This window comes from Streptomyces sp. NBC_01268, from assembly GCF_036240795.1.
GTDB lineage: Bacteria > Actinomycetota > Actinomycetes > Streptomycetales > Streptomycetaceae > Streptomyces.
In genome coordinates this window covers 4,189,032-4,206,103 of sequence record NZ_CP108454.1, presented here as the reverse complement: position 1 = coordinate 4,206,103, position 17,072 = coordinate 4,189,032, and the positions used below count along the sequence as shown (strand labels likewise).

The window sequence follows — 17,072 nt, the reverse complement described above, 5'->3', positions numbered from 1 at the left end:
AGCGAGTACAGAATACCGGGACCGTAAAGGATCAGCGGTCGCCCGTCAGCTGTCGCCCGTGCGTTCGCCGAGGGTGACCGTGGCCGTGGCGGTCTTGCCCGCGCGCTCGTAGGTGATCTTGACCGAGTCGCCGGGCTTGTGGGTCCAGATCTCGCTGATGAGGGTCGGGCCGCTGTCGATCGCGTGGTCGCCGAAGGCGGTGATCACGTCGCCGGCCTTCAGGCCGGCCTTGGCCGCCGGGCCGTTCGGGGTGACCGACGGGGTGCCGCTGGTGCCCTGCTGGGCGATGGTGGCGCCCTCGCCCTTGTCCTGCATGTTCACCGTCGCGCCGATCACCGGGTAGACCGGCTTGCCGGTCTTGATCAGCTGCTCGGCCACGTTCTTGGCCTGGTTGACCGGAATGGCGAAGCCGAGGCCGATCGAGCCCGCCTGGGACTGGCCGTAGCCGCTGCCGGCCGACTGGATCGCGGAGTTGATGCCGATCACGGCGCCGCTCGCGTCGAGCAGCGGGCCGCCCGAGTTGCCCGGGTTGATCGACGCGTCGGTCTGCAGGGCGCTCATGTACGAGTTCTTGCCGCTGGAGCCGTCGCCCGAGGCGACCGGGCGGTTCTTGGCGCTGATGATGCCGGTGGTCACCGTGTTCGACAGGCCGAAGGGCGCGCCGATCGCGATGGTCGAGTCGCCGACCGCCACCCGGTCCGAGTCGCCCAGGGCCAGCGGCGCCAGGTTCGACGGAGCGTTCTTCAGCTTGATCACGGCCACGTCGTAGCCCTCGGCGCGGCCGACGACCTCCGCGTCGTACGTCTTGCCGTTGGAGAACGTGACCGACAGCGTGCCGCCGTCCGCCGCGGAGGCCACCACGTGGTTGTTCGTGACGATGTGGCCTTCCTTGTCGTAGACGAAGCCGGTGCCCGTGCCGCCCTCGCCGTCCGTGCCGCCGGACTTCGCCTGGATCGTGACGACGCTCGGCAGCGCCTTGGCCGCCACCGCGGCGACCGTGCCGGGGTCGCGCTTGAAGGAGGCGGGGGAGTCGCCCGAGGAGACGGTGGTCGACGCGGTCGGGTCGTCGTCGCGCTGGGACGCCGCCCAGTAGCCGATGCCGCCGCCGACGCCGCCCGCGACCAGCGCCGCGACCAGGACGGCCGCCACCAGGCCGCCCGTGCGCCTGCGCGGGGCCTCGGGGACCGGCTGGGCCGGCATGCCCCACGACGGGGTCACCGGCGGGGCGGGGGGCCAGCCACCGGCCGCCGCGTCGGGGACGGGGGCGGGTGCGGGGGAGGGGGGAGGCATGTGGGCGTGGACGGGGGTGGGAGCGTGGGCCGGGGCGGGCTCAGCTGCGGGGGCCGCTGCGGGGGCCTGGGGCAGGGGCTGGGTCGGGGCCTGGGGCTCGGACCCGGCCTGGGGCTGGGCCTGCGGCTCGGCCTGGGGCTCGGACCGCGGCGGCTCGGGCGTTTCCGCGGAGGCGGCAGGCGTCGGAGGGGCCGCGGGCGGGGCGGGAGGCGTGGGAGGGACGGACGGGGCACTCCGGTCCGCCGGAACCGCCGTGCCCTCGTTCTCGGTGCTCACAGCTCTCTCCTCGTTCACTGCACGGATGTGGGTGGGTGGATGCCTGGTCCATGGTGCTGCGCTCAGCTTTTCCCACCGGACGTCAGGCCACTGTAAGCCGGAGCTGTGTGTCTGCACCCCTCTTCTTTATATGGGGGCATATACGACACAGCCTTACCATGTCGCGGTGACCCACGCACCGCAGCAACCGAACCGTCTCCCCGTCCAGGTGGTCGCCCACCGCGGGGCCTCCGAGGACGCCCCGGAACACACTCTGGCCGCCTACGTGAAGGCCATCGAGGACGGCGCCGACGCCCTGGAGTGCGACGTGCGGCTGACCGCCGACGGGCACCTCGTCTGTGTCCACGACCGGCGCGTCGACCGCACCTCCAACGGCCGCGGCGCCGTCTCCGCCCTGGAGCTCGCCGATCTGGCCGCCCTCGACTTCGGCACCTGGAAGGGACGCGAGGAGGCCCGCGAGATCCCCGACTGGGGCGACCCCGGCGCCACCTCCGTCCTCACCCTGGAACGCCTCCTGGAGCTGGTCTCCGACGCCGGGCGCCGGATCGAGCTCGCCATCGAGACCAAGCACCCCACCCGCTGGGCGGGCCAGGTCGAGGACAAGCTGCTCCAGCTCCTCGGCCGCTTCGGCCTCGCCGCGCCGGCCGCGCCCGAGGACTCCCCCGTGCGCGTCATGAGCTTCTCGGCCCGCTCCCTGCACCGCATCGCGGCCGCCGCCCCGACCCTGCCCACCGTCTCCCTCGCCCAGTTCGTCACCCCGCGCCTGCGCGACGGGCGGCTGCCCGCGGGCGCGCGGATCGCCGGGCCCTCGATCCGGATCGTCCGCCACCACCCCGCCGTGATCCTGCGGCTCCAGAAGGCCGGCCACCAGGTACACGTCTGGACCGTCGACGAGCCCGAGGACGTGGAGCTGTGCGAACGGCTCGGCGTGGACGCGATCATCACCAACCGTCCGAAGCGCGTGCTGTCCCAGTTGGGCCGCCTTTAACCCCTCGCGTCCCCCCTGTCACAGGGGTATGGGGTGTGCCCCGGCGCGTTCGGGACGTACGCGATCGTCACGAGTGCGTCACCAGACCCCTACTGGCCGGTTTCCGGTCCAGGCCATTGGGGCATTCACACCGTGGCGTGGGGCAAAGGAGGTCTCGGGGGTGGCGTTGGTGGTGGCACAGGAGGTGCCCACGTCGTCGAGCATGGCCGTACCCCATGGCCCTGCGGGCGTGGGTAAGGCGCGACACCGGATGCGGGAGCAGTTGCACCGCAGCGGGATGTCCGAAACGGTCGTCGACGACGCGGTGCTGATCCTTTCCGAACTGCTGAGCAACGCGTGTCGGCACGGCAGACCGCTCGGTCACGCGGACGTGGGCGACGGTGACGTGCGGGCGGCCTGGAGCATCGACAGGTCCGGCGGGCTGACGGTCGAGGTGACGGACGGCGGGGGACCGACCCGCCCCGTTCCCGCCACGCCCTCGGTCACCGCACGCGGCGGCCGCGGGCTGAACATCATCAGCTCGCTGGCGCAGGACTGGGGCGTACGGGACAGCGCGACCGGCGAGGTCACCGTCTGGGTGGTCGTCACCGAGGGCCACCGCCGCGAGGACTTCGCGGCACGGGTCGGCGGCGGCTCCGGGCTGGACTTCCTGGACGCGTACGACGAGCTGGAATGAGACCGGAGCCGGCGGCGGGACCGTCGGCCGGGGTGAGGGCGGAAACGGCAGCGGGACCGTCGGCGCGACCTGTCCGCACGGTACGTCCGGACCTGCCCGCCGGTCCGCACGGTACGTCCGCCGACTCCTCGGGAGCCGTCATCCGGACGACGTCCCGGGCCTCGGGTCCGGGCCGGCGCGACCGTCCGGATGCCGTCCTGGCACGGGCCGGACCGGCCCCGGTGACGGTGGCCTCCCGGCATGCGGGATCCCGTGCGGCTAGGCTCGCGCCCTAGACAGCACCGCCGCGATCGGGAGAAAGCCACACCATGGCGAAGAAGCGCCCCCAGACGAAGCCCGGCAAGACCGGCCAGGCACAGGTCACGAGCGGGGAGATCCCGGTCGTCGGTGCGCGCGAGCCGTGCCCCTGTGGCTCGGGCCGCCGCTACAAGGCGTGTCACGGGCGTGCTGCCTCGCACGCCGTGACCGAGGTCGTCCAGCGTCCCTTCGAGGGGCTGCCCGGCGAGTGCGACTGGGTCGCGCTGCGCGAGCTGGTGCCCGCCGCCACCGTGCCGCTCACCCTCAAGGGCGGACTGCCCGAGGGCGTGCCGTCGGTGACCCTGGCGACAGTGCTGCCGATGGCCTGGCCCGCGCTGCGCCGCGACGACGGCTCCGTGCTGCTCGCGCTGCAGAACGACGCGTCCTCCGGCGACCTCGCCCGCGACCTCGCCGACACCCTCCAGCGCGCGCTGGAGACCGAGCCCGGCACGCCGGTCGAGCCCCGCCGCGTGACGCCGGAGGGTCCGCGCCTCCAGGACCTGCTCGACCCGAGCAGCGATTTCGCGCCGGACGTGCACACCGGTTTCGAATTCTGGATTCCCGAGTCCTCGGACAATTCCAGCCCCGAGGTCAGCGCCTCCCTGGAGCGCGCCAACGCCGCCGCCATCCCCACGGTCAAGCTGACCGGTGTGGACGCGGCCTACTGGTGCGAGACCCCGGACAAGAACCACCTGCGCTGGGTCATGCCGCACGCCGAGGAGAAGCTGCTCGACGCGCTGGCCCGGCTCCAGGCCGCCGGCACGACCTCGCTCGGCGCGGACACCCGGCTCGTCGGCTCCTTCCGCGCGCACGGCCTGATGGTTCCGGTGTGGGACCTGCCGACCGGCATGACGGCGGAGGAGTGCGAGAAGCCGGCGGCCGAGTTCGCCGAGCGGCTCGCGGAGGCCCTCGCTTCCGACGCCCCGCTCAGCATCGAGGAGCGGCGCGCGCGGGGCGGTCTCACCAACCGTCAGGTCACGCTCAGCTGATACCCCAGGTGGTATCCGTGACGGACAGACCGACCAGTCGGTGACTTCCGCCACAACCCCTCGTTCGCAGGCCTAAATCCCTGTCCGAATAACCGAGATCGAATTTGCGAACGGCAGATCTCTTGTTACCGTTCTAGAAGCCCGGTCGCTGGTGCATCCCCCGTCGCCAGCGATCGGGCCTTCTCATGCCCGCGTGTGCCCGCGTAAGCCCGCGTACGGTTCAACTACCGTCCGGCCCGGCCGCGTTGCTCCCCGAGCGCAGCAGCAGCGGAGTGCTGTCACCCTCCCCCGCACCGGCGAATTCCGAGACCGCCGAATAGTCCACGGCACCGCCCCTGACCGGTTCTCCGGGCGTCTCGCACGTACCCGGTTCGTCCCCCGCGGCGACCGCGCAACGCACCTGCACCGTGCGGCCTCCGGGGGCCATCAGCGTGAGGACCGCGTCGAGTTCCTGGCCGGTGACGTTGCGGTAGTAGGTACGCCCCCGGATGTGCGCGCCCTCGGTCACCACACAGGTCTGCGCCTCGACCCCGTCGGGGGAGGCGAGTTCGGGTCCGCACCGGGTCGCGGAGGGCAGCGCGGCGGAAGGCCGGCCGGGAGCGGACCCGTCGGCAGCGGCGGGACGCCCGGAGGTCAGGTCCAGCTCCGAGAAGAGGCCCTTCGGCTTCGCGTCGTCACCAGCGGAACCGGCATCGGAACGGGCATCGGAACCGGCATCGGCACGGGCATCGCCATCAGAGCCGGCGTCTCCGTCGGGGCCGGCACCCGGCGTGGAGCGCGCCCCGGAAAGCGGTGCTGTCCCCGAAGGGCCCGCCGTCGCCGCGATCGGCACCAGGACGGCGATCACCACCGCGGTCCCGAGCCCGATCGCGCGGAGCTTCGCCGGACTCATCTGCCCCATGCCGCAGCCACCTGTTCCGTCGGAACGACCCCTCGGGGCGAAGATAGCGGCGGCCGGCGGGCGGGCGGCGGGCCGCGCGCCCGTTTCCCCTGGATGCCGGGGTGCGACACACCCGTTCGGGTGAACGTCCGTGCCGGTCCCGGCCCTCGGCTCCGCCCCGCTGCGGACTCGGTGTGCTCAGTAGGTGAGTCTGCTGCCGCCGCCCGGCATGCTCGTGCTCGCCTCGACCAGGGCGTCCACGACCGCCTCCACGTCCGGCAGCCACGGCCGCGCCGAGCCGGCCAGGGGGGCCCGCTCCCAGCGGACCTGTCCGGTCCCGGTGGTGGAGGGCGGCAGCGGTAGATAGCCGCCCTCTCCATGGAAGCGCAGCGAACTGGGCACGCTGTCCTTCGTATAGAGCAGTTCGCCCAGTCGTTCGAGGCCGTACGGGGCGACGAGGATCGCCCAGCGCGTGGGCGAGGCCACGACCGGGCCGAGCCGCATCCCCAGCGCGTCCAGCGCGACGAGCGCGCGGGCTCCCGCGACGGCCGGCAGGCTCACCGCGCACGGGGCCCGGCCGCCGGTGGCGAGCAGGACCGGCGCGTCCGGGCGTTCGCCCCACCACCAGCGGATCATGCGGGCGTCGGTGGTGGCCGCGAGCAGCCCGGGGTCGAAGGGGTGCGCGCCGGGCACCACGCACTGGGGGTCGGGGCAGGCGCAGGTCACGGCGGCGGGCGCGCCGAGGAGGGCGCGCGCTCCCGTCGTCTTCGATCCCGCGGTCCGCAGGCCCACGCCGGGCAGGACGGGCCAGTCCCATGCGGTGGCGCACAGGAGCGCCGAGTCGAGCTGTGCGACGACCGTCTCGCGCTCCGCGCGCTCCTCGCGCCTCTTGCGCCGGAACCGGAGCCTGCGTCGCCTTCCGAGGATCTCGCGCATGAGCGCTCGTTCCTTTCCGTTGAACGCCGAATCCACATCACACCACGTGCGTGACTCCACGTGCGGATCTCTTCACCGTGCGTATCACTGTGCGTCTCAGCGTGCGTGTCAGCATGCATTTCAGCGCGTACGAGCTGCATCCAGGCTCGGCAGTCGCTGCCGGCCGGTCCTGGCGGAAGAGGTTCCCCGCCACTCGGTTGGAGGGTGCGGCCTGCGGTGATGAGGACGCCCGGGTTCCGCGTCCGTATTCAGGGGCGTGTCCAACTGCCCCTGCCCGTCACCGATTACGTACCCGTCACGCTCAGAATGACGCGCTTTCAAACGACGCCAGTCGACCGCAAATGGTGCACACTGGGGGCAATTTTCAGCCAACTTCCCCTAGTCTTCAACCCCCTCGCCACATCTCACGGACACCACAAGTCCCATGGTGACGATGCTGGACATCGATCTACATGTGCGTGTAGATGTGGATCGATGGGTAGTGGCGCAGAATGACTTGGGGGTTTGCGATGCTATTGCATGAAACGCGCAGGTCTGAAAGCCGCGTGCCATGAGTACGCCGCGTGCGCCGAAAGTGGCCGGAATCGATTCCGCTGTTTCCCTTCCGCCGCACACTGCGGTTCCCCCGCACACGGCGGCCGTTCCCTCCCGCCCCGCGGCGCCCCCGCCGGTCCCGGCCGACGCCCTCCTCCAGGACCGCCTCGCCGGCTGGGTCTCGGACCTCACCCTCCTCCATGAACTCACCGAGTCCCTGATCAGGACCGGCTCGCTCGACGACGCCCTGCGCGAGCTGCTGCGCGCCGGAGCCGCCCTCGTCGGGGCCCGTCGCGGCATGGCCGTGCTCGAACCCGCCGACGGCCTCGGCCCCGCCTCCACCGTCGGCCTCGGCCTCGCCCACGCCGACCTCGGCAGCATCGAGACCGTGCCGCGCAGCGTCACCTCGTACGGGCGCATCCTCGACGGGCTCGATCCGCTGCCGGACGGCACGCTGCCCGGCCCGGTCGGCATCCCCGACCTGCGCGGGAAGGAGGACCTCCACCCGCGCCACCGCGAGGTCGCCGCCCGCCTCGGCTACGCCGCCAGCTACGCGCTGCCGCTCGCCACCGAGCAGGCCGGCCGGCTCGGCGCCGTCGTCTGGCTGTACGACGAGCCCGCCGAGCCCGCCGAGCGCCAGCGGCACCTCGTCCAGCTCTACGGAAGGTTCGCCACCGAGCACCTCGCCCGCCTCCTGGAGGTCGAGCGCGCCCGCGCCCAGGTCGCCACCGTCGCCGAGGAGCTGCTGCCCAGCCGCCTCCCCCGGATCCCCGGCGTCCAGCTCGCCGCCCGGCACCGCACCGGCCCCCGCGGCGGCGGCGACTGGTACGACGCGCTGCCGCTGCCCGAGGGCGCCCTCGGCCTGGCCGTCGGCTCCGTCACGGGCAGCGGGCCGAGCGCCCTGGCCGCGATGGGACGCCTGCGCGCCTCGCTGCGCGCGTACGCCGTGATGGAGGGCGAGGACCCGGTCGCCGTCCTCTCCGACCTGGAGCTGCTGCTCCGGCTGACCGAGCCCGCGCGCGCGGCGACCGCGCTCTTCGCCTTCTGCGAGCCGCAGGCCCGCAGGATCGTGCTCGCCGGGGCCGGCCACACCCCGCCGCTGATCATCGGCGAGCAGCGCACCGAGTACGTCGAGACCTCGCTCTCCGCCCCGCTGGGCATGCTGGCCTGCTGGGAGGCGCCGAGCGTGGAGCTCTCCCCGCAGCCCGGAGAAACGGTGCTGCTGTACACGGACGGACTGCTCCGGCGGACCGGCGACCCGATGGACCGGGCCTTCGCCCGGCTGCACGCCGCCGCCGCGGGCGTACCCAAGGCGGACCGGGCCGATCCGGGCGCCGTCGCCGACCACGTCCTGCGGACCGTACTGCCCGAGGGACTGGACGGTCCGGACGCCGAAGGCGAGGACGTCGTGCTGCTCGCCGCGCGATTCGAGTGAGCGCCGACCGGCATCCGGCACCGACCGGAGCGCGACCGGAGTGAGAACCGCCACCGTCCTGACCCGTCGGTAATGGGTCTTCCGGCTCTGGGCCCCCTTCCGCACGACCGTACGATGGGAATGGTTCAGTGTCGTACCAGAGGAGGCAGACCCGTGGCCGATGAGCTCACGCCGGACAACCCGGAGACCCCGGAAGAGTCCGAAGAGCAGGCGATCAAGCAGCGGAAGAACGGCCTGTACCCGGGCGTCTCCGACGAGCTCGCCGAGAACATGCGGTCCGGCTGGGCCGACACCGAGCTGCACGACCTGGCGCCGATCGCCCAGGCCGCGCACACCGCCGACCGGCGCGCCGCGCTGTCCGCCCGCTTCCCGGGCGAGCGCCTGGTGATCCCGGCCGGCAACCTGAAGACCCGGTCCAACGACACCGAGTACTCCTTCCGCGCCTCCACCGAGTACGCGTACCTCACCGGCGACCAGACCCACGACGGCGTCCTGGTCCTGGAGCCGTCCGAGGACGGCCACCGCGCCACGATCTACCTGCTGCCCCGCTCCGACCGCGAGAACGGCGAGTTCTGGCTGGACGGCATGGGCGAGCTCTGGGTCGGCCGCCGCCACTCCCTCACCGAGGCCGAGCAGCTGCTCGGGATCCCGGCGAAGGACGTCCGCGAGCTGGCCGAGGCGCTCAAGCAGGCCACCGGCCCGGTCCGCGCCGTGCGCGGCCACGACGCCGGCATCGAGGCGGCCCTGACCGACAAGGTCACCGCCGAGCGCGACGAGGAGCTGCGCGTCTTCCTCTCCGAGGCCCGCCTCGTGAAGGACGCCTTCGAGGTCTCCGAGCTGCAGAAGGCCTGCGACTCCACCGCCCGCGGCTTCGAGGACGTCGTCAAGGTCCTCGACAAGGCCGAGGCGACCAGCGAGCGCTACATCGAGGGCACGTTCTTCCTGCGTGCCCGGGTCGAGGGCAACGACGTCGGCTACGGCTCCATCTGCGCCTCCGGCCCGCACGCCTGCACCCTGCACTGGGTCCGCAACGACGGCCCGGTCCGCTCCGGCGACCTGCTGCTGCTCGACGCCGGCGTGGAGACCACCGAGCTCTACACCGCCGACATCACCCGCACCCTGCCGGTCAACGGCCGGTACACGGAGATCCAGCGCAAGATCTACGACGCGGTGTACGAGGCCCAGGAGGCCGGCATCGCCGCGGTGAAGCCCGGCGCCGCCTACCGCGACTTCCACGACGCCGCCCAGCGCGTGCTCGCCGAGAAGCTGGTCGAGTGGGGCCTCGTCGAGGGCCCGGCCGAGCGCGTCCTGGAGCTGGGCCTCCAGCGCCGCTGGACCCTGCACGGCACCGGCCACATGCTCGGCATGGACGTCCACGACTGCGCCGCCGCGCGCACCGAGGCGTACGTCGACTGCACGCTGGAGCCGGGCATGTGCCTGACCGTCGAGCCGGGGCTCTACTTCCAGGCCGACGACCTGACCGTGCCCGAGGAGTACCGGGGCATCGGCGTCCGGATCGAGGACGACATCCTCGTCACCGAGGACGGCAACCGGAACCTCTCGGCGGCGCTGCCGCGCCGGTCCGACGAGGTCGAGGCGTGGATGGCCGGCCTGAAGGGCTGATCCGTCCCCCGCTCGTGCCGGAAGGGCCCCGCCGATTCGTGTCGGCGGGGCCCTTTCCGTATCCCGGTCCGGCGCCGTGGCCCGGTCCGGCGCCGTGGCCCGGTCCGGCGCCGTATCCCGGTCCGGATCCGTGTCCGGCCCCGGATCCGCGCGCGGCTCAGGTCAGCGCCAGCGGGGCGTCCGGCCGCCATTTGATGATCTTGTCGAAGCTGACCAGGGCGCCGCCCCGGCCGGTCCGCCCGAAGTGCACGTGGTCGGCGAGCTCCTCGATCAGCCGCAGCCCGCGCCCGTTCTCCGCGTCGGGCGCGGCCGGGCGCCGCTCGGGGGCCGCGGCGAAACCGGGGCCCGAGTCGGCCACCTCGATGCGGCAGGTCTCGCCGTCCAGGTACGCGGTGACCCGGTACGCCTGCGAGCCCCCGCCCCGGCCCGCCGTCCCGCCGTGCTCGACGGCGTTCGCGCACGCCTCGGTCAGGGCCACCGACAGCTCGTAGGACACGTCCGGGTCGACGCCCGCGGTCTCCATCGTGCCGAGCAGCAGCCGCCGGGCGAGCGGCACGCTCGCAGCCTCGCGCCGCAGATGCAGGGACCACCAGATGCTCATGCTCCAGCCTCCTGGCTGCGGCTCGACATGCTGCGGCACGACATACCGATACGTATTGCCGTCCCGCGTGGTCCATAAGCCCCGAGCCACGTCAAGAGCGCCCGTTCGGCGGATGCACTCCTCCCGTGCGCCGGTGTATGTCACCCCGAACGCCCCCAAGAGTGACCTTCCGGACCTGCCGTATGGGAGGGGTGAGGCTGGTGCGATGATGGGCCCGCCATGTCTGCCCCCGCGCTCGCACCACGCATGCTGAGGGCCGCGGTGTTCACCGCGGTCTGCGTCGTGCTGTCCGCGCTCGGCCACGCGCTGGCCTCCTGCGCGGGGATCGCGCTGTGGTCGGTGGCCGCCGGATTCCTCGGCGTCTTCGGCGTCACCGTGCTCTTCACCGGACGCGAGCGCTCGCTGCCCGCCATCGTCGGCGCGCTGACGGTCGGACAGCTCGGGCTGCACGCCCTGTTCGGGTTCGGCCAGCGCCGGCTCGCCATGGGGGCGGAGACCGACCAGGCCCTCGTCCGGCTGGCCGCGAAGCTGGTCTGCGGCCAGGGCGGCACGTCCCTGAGCCCCGCCGACGCGGCCCGCATCGTCAGCGACGCCGGACTCACCCCGCCCGCCGCCACCGGGCACGGGCACATGGCCGGCATGACCGGCATGACCGGCGGCGCGACCGCCGGGGCCGCCGAGCTGATGCCGAGTCTGCCCATGCTGCTCGGGCACCTGCTGGCCGCGCTGGCCACCGGCTGGCTGCTGCGCCGCGGCGACCTCGCGCTCGGCCGGCTGGTCCGGCTCTCCACGCAGGGCGCCACCGAGCTCGCCGCGTGCGCGCTCGTACGCTCCCTGCGCGCCGCGCTGTTCCTCGTACGGGCCCTGCTCGCCGGGCTGCCGGGGGCTCCGGCCACCGGACCGCGCGGCCCCGCCCGTACCGCCTTCGCCTCCTCGCCGCCGCCGGTGGCCGAGGCACTCCAGCACACCGTGATCAGGCGCGGCCCCCCGGCCGCCTCCTGCGTCCTCGCAGCCTGACGCGGACCGCTCCCGGGGAGCGGATCCGCGGTCGTCCGCGCTCGCGGACGACCTCCCGGACGGCCCGCCCGCCGGCCCGCCGCCGCGCATCGCGCGGTGACGCGACGCCGTGTCCGGTCGTCCGCTTCCGACCTCTCCTCCGAGCTGGAGTGTCTTCTGCCATGAGCGTTTCCCGTACCCACGTCTCCCGCGCCGTCCTCACCGGCGGCGCCGCCGTCGCGTCCGTCCTGCTGCTCGCCGGCACCGCGTCCGCGCACGTCGGCGTCCAGCCGCAGGGCGAGGCCGCCAAGGGCGGCTACGCGACCGTCAACGTGAAGGTGCCGAACGAGCGCGACAACGCCTCCACCGTCAAGGTCGAGGTCACCTTCCCCACCGACCACCCGCTGGCCTCCGTGATGCCTCAGCCGGTCCCCGGCTGGAAGGTCGAGGTCACCAAGGCCAAGCTGGCCAAGCCGCTGGAGCTGCACGGCAAGAAGATCAACGAGGCGGTCGCCAAGGTCACCTGGACCGCGGACGGTTCGAAGATCGGCCCCGGTCAGTTCCAGCAGTTCCCGCTCTCCCTCGGCCAGCTGCCCGAGGACACCGACCGGCTCGTCCTGAAGGCCATCCAGACCTACGACAACAACGAGGTCGTGCGCTGGATCGAGGAGCCCAAGGACGGCGCGCCGGAGCCCGAGAGCCCCGCCCCGGTGCTGAAGCTGTCCGCGGCGACCGGTGACCACCACGGTGGCGCCGCCCCCGCCGCCGACGACAAGGCAGGCCACGACGAGAAGGCCGGCGAGCACAAGGAGAAGGAGGCCGCCGGGTCCACCGACAGCGCGGCCCGTGTGCTCGGCGTGGTCGGCATCCTCGTGGGCCTCGCCGGCATCGCCTTCGGCGTCCTGGCCGGACGCCGCCGCTCGGCCTGACGGCCGCTCCATCGACCCGGAAGAATCACCATGTCCGACAGCAAGACAGCTGCTCAGAAGTCCGGTGCCGACGACGCGAAGGACGGCGGCCGCCCCGGCCGCCGTGCCCCGCTGATCGCCGCCGCCGTGGCGATCGTCGCGGCGCTCGGGATCACGGCCGCCGTCGGCCTCGGCGGCGACGACAAGACGCCCGGCACCACCAGTGGGCCGGTCGCCGAGGTCTCCGGCGGCACCGACAGCGACCAGGCCGCCACCGTCCTGGACCGGCCGTTCGCCAAGCCCGACCTCGTCCTCACCGACACCAAGGGCCGGAAGTACGACCTGCGCGCGGCCACCAAGGGCAAGCCGACGCTCGTCTACTTCGGCTACACCCACTGCCCCGACGTCTGCCCGCTGACGATGAGCAACATCGCCATCGCCCGCAAGCAGCTCCCCAAGGCGGACCAGGACAAGCTCCAGGTCGTCTTCGTCACCACCGACCCCGAGCGGGACACCGCCGCCGAGCTGGGCAAGTGGCTGCCCGCCGCCGGCGACCCGTCCTTCGTCGGGCTCACCGGCGACTTCAAGACGATCCAGGCGGGCGCCCGCTCCATGGGCATCGGCATCGACCCGGCGAAGAAGGAGAACGGCACCGTCGTCTCCATGCACGGGGCGCAGGTGATCGCGTTCTCGCCGACCACCGACCAGGGCTACGTCCTCTACGGCGAGAGCACCAGCGCCGACGACTACGCCAAGGACCTGCCGAAGCTCATCAAGGGGGAGAACCCGTGAACCGCCGCACCACCGCCCTGACCGCCTCCGTCGCCCTCGCCGCCGCGCTCGCCCTGACCGGCTGCTCGTCCTCCGGCGACGACAAGCCCGAACTCAAGGTGAGCGGCGCGTTCATGCCGCAGCCCGTGATGGACATGGCCGGCGGCTTCCTCACCATCAGCAACGGCGGCGGCGTCGCCGACAAGCTCACCTCCGTCACCAGCGGTCTCTCGGACGACGTCACGATGCACGAGACGAAGAACCAGAAGATGCAGCAGGTGAAGGCCTTCGACATCCCGGCCAACGGTGAGCTCAAGCTGGAACGCGGGGGCAACCACATCATGTTCATGGAATTGAAGAAGCAGCCGAAGCAGGGCGAGAAGGTGAGCATCGAGCTCCACTTCGAGAAGTCCGGCCCGCTCAAGGTCGAGCTCCCCGTCGAGGCGCCGAACCACAACCCGAAGCAGCACTGAGCCGGTCGAGGGAGAAACAGGACGATGACCACCACCGCCCCGCGCCTCGGGCACGCCGTCACCCGGCTGCTGCTCGTCGTGGCCGCGCTCCTGGGCACGCTGCTCGCCACCGCGGGCCCCGCGTCCGCGCACGCGGCCCTGACCGGCAGCGACCCGCAGGACGGGGCGGTGGTCGCCACCGCTCCCAAGGACGTCGACCTCACCTTCTCCGAGCAGGTCGCCATGGGCGCCGACTCGATCCGGGTCCTCGACCCGTCGGGGAAGCGGGTCGACACCGGCGAGATCCGTGACATGTGCAGCGGCTCGATCGTCCGCTACGGCGTCGAGCTGCTGCCCGGACTGCCCGACGGCACCTACACGGTGGCCTGGCAGACGGTCTCCGCCGACAGCCACCCCGTCTCCGGAGCCTTCACCTTCTCCGTCGGGGCCCCCTCCACCACCTCCGTCGCCCTGCCCGAACAGACCGCGGGCGGCGGGATCGTCGGCGCGCTGTACGGGATCGCGCGCTACCTCTCGTACGCCGGTTTCGTCGTCCTCGTCGGCGGCGGCGCCTTCGTCCTGGTCTGCTGGCCGCGCGGGGCGAGCGTCCGGCCGGTGCAGCGGCTCGTGGTCCGCGGCTGGCTGACCCTGACCGGCGCCACCCTCGCGATGCTGCTGCTCCGCAACCCCTACACCGGCTCGGGCAGACTGGCCGACGTCTTCGACCTGGCCGGGCTGCAGGCCGTCCTGGCCACCAAGACCGGGGCGGCGCTCTCCTCCCGGCTGCTCCTCCTCGGCGCGGCGGCGCTGTTCGTGGCCGTGCTGTTCGGCGCATACGCCCGGCGCACCGACGAGAAGGAACTCAAGGACCTCACCTTCGGCCTCGCGCTCGGCGGCACCGTGGTCGCGGCCGGCATCGCCGGCACCTGGGCGCTCGCCGAGCACGCCTCGACCGGGCTCCAGCCGGGCATCGCCATGCCGGTCGACATCCTGCACCTGCTGGCGGTGGCCGGCTGGCTCGGCGGCCTGACGACCCTGCTGGTCGCGCTGTACCGGGCGCCCTCGGTCGGACGGGCGGCGGTCGAGCGGTACTCGAAGCTGGCGTTCGGCTCGGTCGTGGTGCTCGTCGCCACCGGGATCTACCAGTCCTGGCGGCAGGTCGGCACCTGGTCGGCGCTGACGGACACGCGGTACGGGCAGCTGCTCCTCGTGAAGATCGGCCTGGTCGCCGTCCTCCTGGGCATCGCCTGGGTGTCGCGGCGGTGGGTGCAGCGGCTGGGGGAGGCGGCGGAGGTCTCGGACGTCGACGACGCGGGAGGCTCCGAGGAGACGGGTGACTCCGGCGCGGTGGGTGACTCCGAGGAGACGGCTGACTCCGGCGCGGTGGGTGACTCCGAAGAGGCGGGTGCCTCCGGCGCGGCGGGTGACTCCGGCGACGTCGAAGGTGCTGCGCCTGGCGGGGCCGACGAGGTCGGCGCCGCTCGTTCCGAGCAGCTCGCGCGGCAGCGCGCCGCCGTCGCCACCGCTCGCCGCAAGCGGGAGCGGGACGCGGACCCCGAGCGGGCCGGACTGCGCCGGTCGGTGCTGACCGAGGCGGCCGTCGCGGTCGTGCTCCTCGCGGTGACGACCGTGCTGACCTCGACCGAGCCGGCCCGTACGGAAGAGGAGGCGGGCCGTCTCAAGGCGTCGTCCGGCTCCTCCGCCGTGCCCAACCGTCCGATCGACGTCCGGATGCCCTTCGACACCGGCGGCGTGGACGGCAAGGGCACCGTGCAGCTGACCCTCTCCCCCGGGCGCACCGGCGCCAACGCGCTGCACATCTTCGTACTGCGGCCCAACGGGCGCCCCCTGGACGTGCCCGAGGTGAAGGTGTCCTTCACCCTCACGGAGAAGCAGATCGGCCCGCTGCCGGTGCTGCCGGACCGGATCCAGACCGGGCACTGGACCGCCTCGGGCGTCCAGCTCCCGATGGCGGGCGAGTGGCAGATGCAGGTCACCGTGCGGACGTCCGAGATCGACCAGACCACCATCGACAAGAACGTGAAGATCGGCTGAGCCCCGTGAACGAGCCCGTGAAAGCCCCTGCGAACGCCCCCGCGAACGACGACCACCTCGACATCTCCCGGCGGCGGCTGCTCGGCACCGTCGGCGCCGCGGGCGCGACCGGTCTGCTGATCGGCGCGGCCGGCGGTGTCGGCTTCGCCTCGACGGAGGACGGGGGCGGTTCCGGCGCGGGCTCCGGCGGCTCGCCCGCGCTGGCCTCGGTCGGCTCGACCGAGGTGATGTTTCACGGGAAACATCAGGCGGGGATCACCACTCCGCTGCAGGCCCGCGGGCATCTGGTCGCCTTCGACCTCGCCCCGGGCGCGGGCCGCAAGGAGGCCGCCGCGCTGCTGCGCCGCTGGTCGGCCACGGCGAAGGCCCTGATGGCGGGCAAGCCGTCGACCGGTGACACCGGCATCGCGCTGGACGCCGGGCCGTCCTCGCTGACCGTGACCTTCGGCTTCGGCCGCACCTTCTTCGACCGCACCGGGCTCACGGCGCGCCGCCCCGAGCAGCTGGACCCGCTGCCCGCCTTCTCCTCCGACGCGCTCGACCCGAAGCGTTCCGAGGGCGACCTGTGGGTGCAGATCGGCGCCGACGACGCGCTGGTCGCCTTCCACGCGCTGCGCGCGCTGCAGAAGGACGCGGCCGGCGCGGCACGGGTGCGGTGGCAGATGAACGGCTTCAACCGTTCGGCCGGTGCCACGGCCCGGCCGATGACCGCCCGGAACCTGATGGGCCAGGTCGACGGCACGAACAACCCGAAGCAGACGGACGCCGACTTCGACCGGCGGATCTTCGTGCCGCAGAGCCCCCAGGTGTCCCAGGGATCCCAGGGGTCCCGCGGCTTCCAGGAGTGGATGGCCGGCGGCTCGTACGCGGTCGTGCGGCGGATCCGGATGCTGCTGGACGACTGGGAGAAGCTGTCCCTGGACAAGCAGGAGAAGGTGATCGGCCGCCGGAAGGCGGACGGGGCGCCGCTGACCGGCGGGAGCGAGACCACCCCGCTGGATCTGGACAAGATCGGGCCGGACGGCAGGACCGTCATCCCGGACAACGCCCACTCCCGGATCTCCGCCCCCGAACAGAACGGCGGCGCGGCGATGCTGCGCCGGCCCTTCTCCTTCCACGACGGGATCGCCGCGGACGGCACCCCGGACGCCGGTCTGCTCTTCGTCTGCTGGCAGGCGGACCCGCTGCGGGGCTTCGTGCCCGTGCAGCGCAAGCTGGACCGGGGCGACGCGCTGTCCCCGTTCGTCCGGCACGAGGCGAGCGGACTGTTCGCGGTGCCGGGCGGGGCCGCGGAGGGCGAGTACGTGGGCCAGCGGCTGCTGGAGTCGTAGGCACGTCGCCTCCGACCCGCTGCCATTAGGGTGA

General features: G+C 72.9%; 15 protein-coding genes. 11 read left to right on the top strand and 4 right to left on the bottom strand.

The window, feature by feature from the left end; all coding sequences use genetic code 11:
• Positions 1-45: 45 nt before the first annotated feature.
• On the bottom strand, positions 46-1,566 hold the full coding sequence (locus OG309_RS18670) for a S1C family serine protease (protein WP_329422356.1): 1,521 nt from the start codon (positions 1,564-1,566) through the stop codon (positions 46-48).
• Between the two features lie 166 nt (positions 1,567-1,732).
• Between OG309_RS18670 and OG309_RS18665 the strand changes: the two genes are divergently transcribed.
• The 3 genes from OG309_RS18665 (at position 1,733) to OG309_RS18655 (ending at position 4,516) form a co-directional block, all read left to right on the top strand.
• Positions 1,733-2,554 (top strand): glycerophosphodiester phosphodiesterase, encoded by an 822-nt coding sequence (locus tag OG309_RS18665; RefSeq protein ID WP_329422354.1) that lies wholly within the window; start codon positions 1,733-1,735, stop codon positions 2,552-2,554.
• 28 nt (positions 2,555-2,582) lie between these two features.
• Positions 2,583-3,230, top strand: coding sequence for an ATP-binding protein (locus tag OG309_RS18660; protein WP_402544827.1), 648 nt, complete (start codon positions 2,583-2,585; stop codon positions 3,228-3,230).
• A gap of 308 nt (positions 3,231-3,538) precedes the next feature.
• Positions 3,539-4,516, top strand: a complete 978-nt coding sequence (locus tag OG309_RS18655; protein ID WP_329422351.1) for a DUF5926 family protein — start codon at positions 3,539-3,541, stop codon at positions 4,514-4,516.
• Between the two features lie 220 nt (positions 4,517-4,736).
• Here OG309_RS18655 and OG309_RS18650 read toward each other — a convergent pair whose 3' ends face one another.
• Together OG309_RS18650 and OG309_RS18645 are read right to left on the bottom strand one after the other, a co-directional pair.
• Entirely contained in the window at positions 4,737-5,363 is a 627-nt protein-coding gene (locus OG309_RS18650; protein ID WP_329422349.1) for a hypothetical protein, read from the bottom strand.
• Positions 5,364-5,594: 231 nt separating this feature from the next.
• Complete coding sequence (locus OG309_RS18645) at positions 5,595-6,332, bottom strand: bifunctional DNA primase/polymerase (RefSeq protein WP_329422348.1); 738 nt, start codon at positions 6,330-6,332, stop codon at positions 5,595-5,597.
• A 574-nt stretch (positions 6,333-6,906) separates the two neighbouring features.
• Here OG309_RS18645 and OG309_RS18640 point away from each other — a divergent pair.
• Complete coding sequence (locus OG309_RS18640) at positions 6,907-8,301, top strand: PP2C family protein-serine/threonine phosphatase (protein WP_329422346.1); 1,395 nt, start codon at positions 6,907-6,909, stop codon at positions 8,299-8,301.
• Positions 8,302-8,454: 153 nt separating this feature from the next.
• Complete coding sequence (locus tag OG309_RS18635; RefSeq protein ID WP_329422344.1) at positions 8,455-9,924, top strand: aminopeptidase P family protein; 1,470 nt, start codon at positions 8,455-8,457, stop codon at positions 9,922-9,924.
• A 157-nt stretch (positions 9,925-10,081) separates the two neighbouring features.
• Here OG309_RS18635 and OG309_RS18630 read toward each other — a convergent pair whose 3' ends face one another.
• Positions 10,082-10,525, bottom strand: a complete 444-nt coding sequence (locus OG309_RS18630; RefSeq protein WP_329422343.1) for an ATP-binding protein — start codon at positions 10,523-10,525, stop codon at positions 10,082-10,084.
• A gap of 219 nt (positions 10,526-10,744) precedes the next feature.
• Between OG309_RS18630 and OG309_RS18625 the strand changes: the two genes are divergently transcribed.
• From OG309_RS18625 to efeB, 6 genes are all read left to right on the top strand, one after another.
• Entirely contained in the window at positions 10,745-11,542 is a 798-nt protein-coding gene (locus OG309_RS18625; protein ID WP_329422342.1) for a hypothetical protein, read from the top strand.
• A 161-nt stretch (positions 11,543-11,703) separates the two neighbouring features.
• Complete coding sequence (locus tag OG309_RS18620) at positions 11,704-12,450, top strand: YcnI family copper-binding membrane protein (RefSeq protein WP_329422341.1); 747 nt, start codon at positions 11,704-11,706, stop codon at positions 12,448-12,450.
• Between the two features lie 30 nt (positions 12,451-12,480).
• Complete coding sequence (locus OG309_RS18615) at positions 12,481-13,221, top strand: SCO family protein (RefSeq protein WP_329422339.1); 741 nt, start codon at positions 12,481-12,483, stop codon at positions 13,219-13,221.
• Positions 13,218-13,673: a copper chaperone PCu(A)C gene (locus OG309_RS18610; protein WP_329422338.1), complete on the top strand. Its 456-nt coding sequence runs from the start codon at positions 13,218-13,220 to the stop codon at positions 13,671-13,673. Before OG309_RS18615 ends, OG309_RS18610 begins: the two co-directional genes overlap by 4 nt.
• Before the next feature lie 24 nt (positions 13,674-13,697).
• Positions 13,698-15,707, top strand: a complete 2,010-nt coding sequence (locus OG309_RS18605; RefSeq protein WP_329422336.1) for a copper resistance CopC/CopD family protein — start codon at positions 13,698-13,700, stop codon at positions 15,705-15,707.
• A gap of 5 nt (positions 15,708-15,712) precedes the next feature.
• On the top strand, positions 15,713-17,038 hold the full coding sequence (efeB, locus tag OG309_RS18600) for an iron uptake transporter deferrochelatase/peroxidase subunit (protein ID WP_329422334.1): 1,326 nt from the start codon (positions 15,713-15,715) through the stop codon (positions 17,036-17,038).
• Positions 17,039-17,072 lie beyond the last annotated feature (34 nt).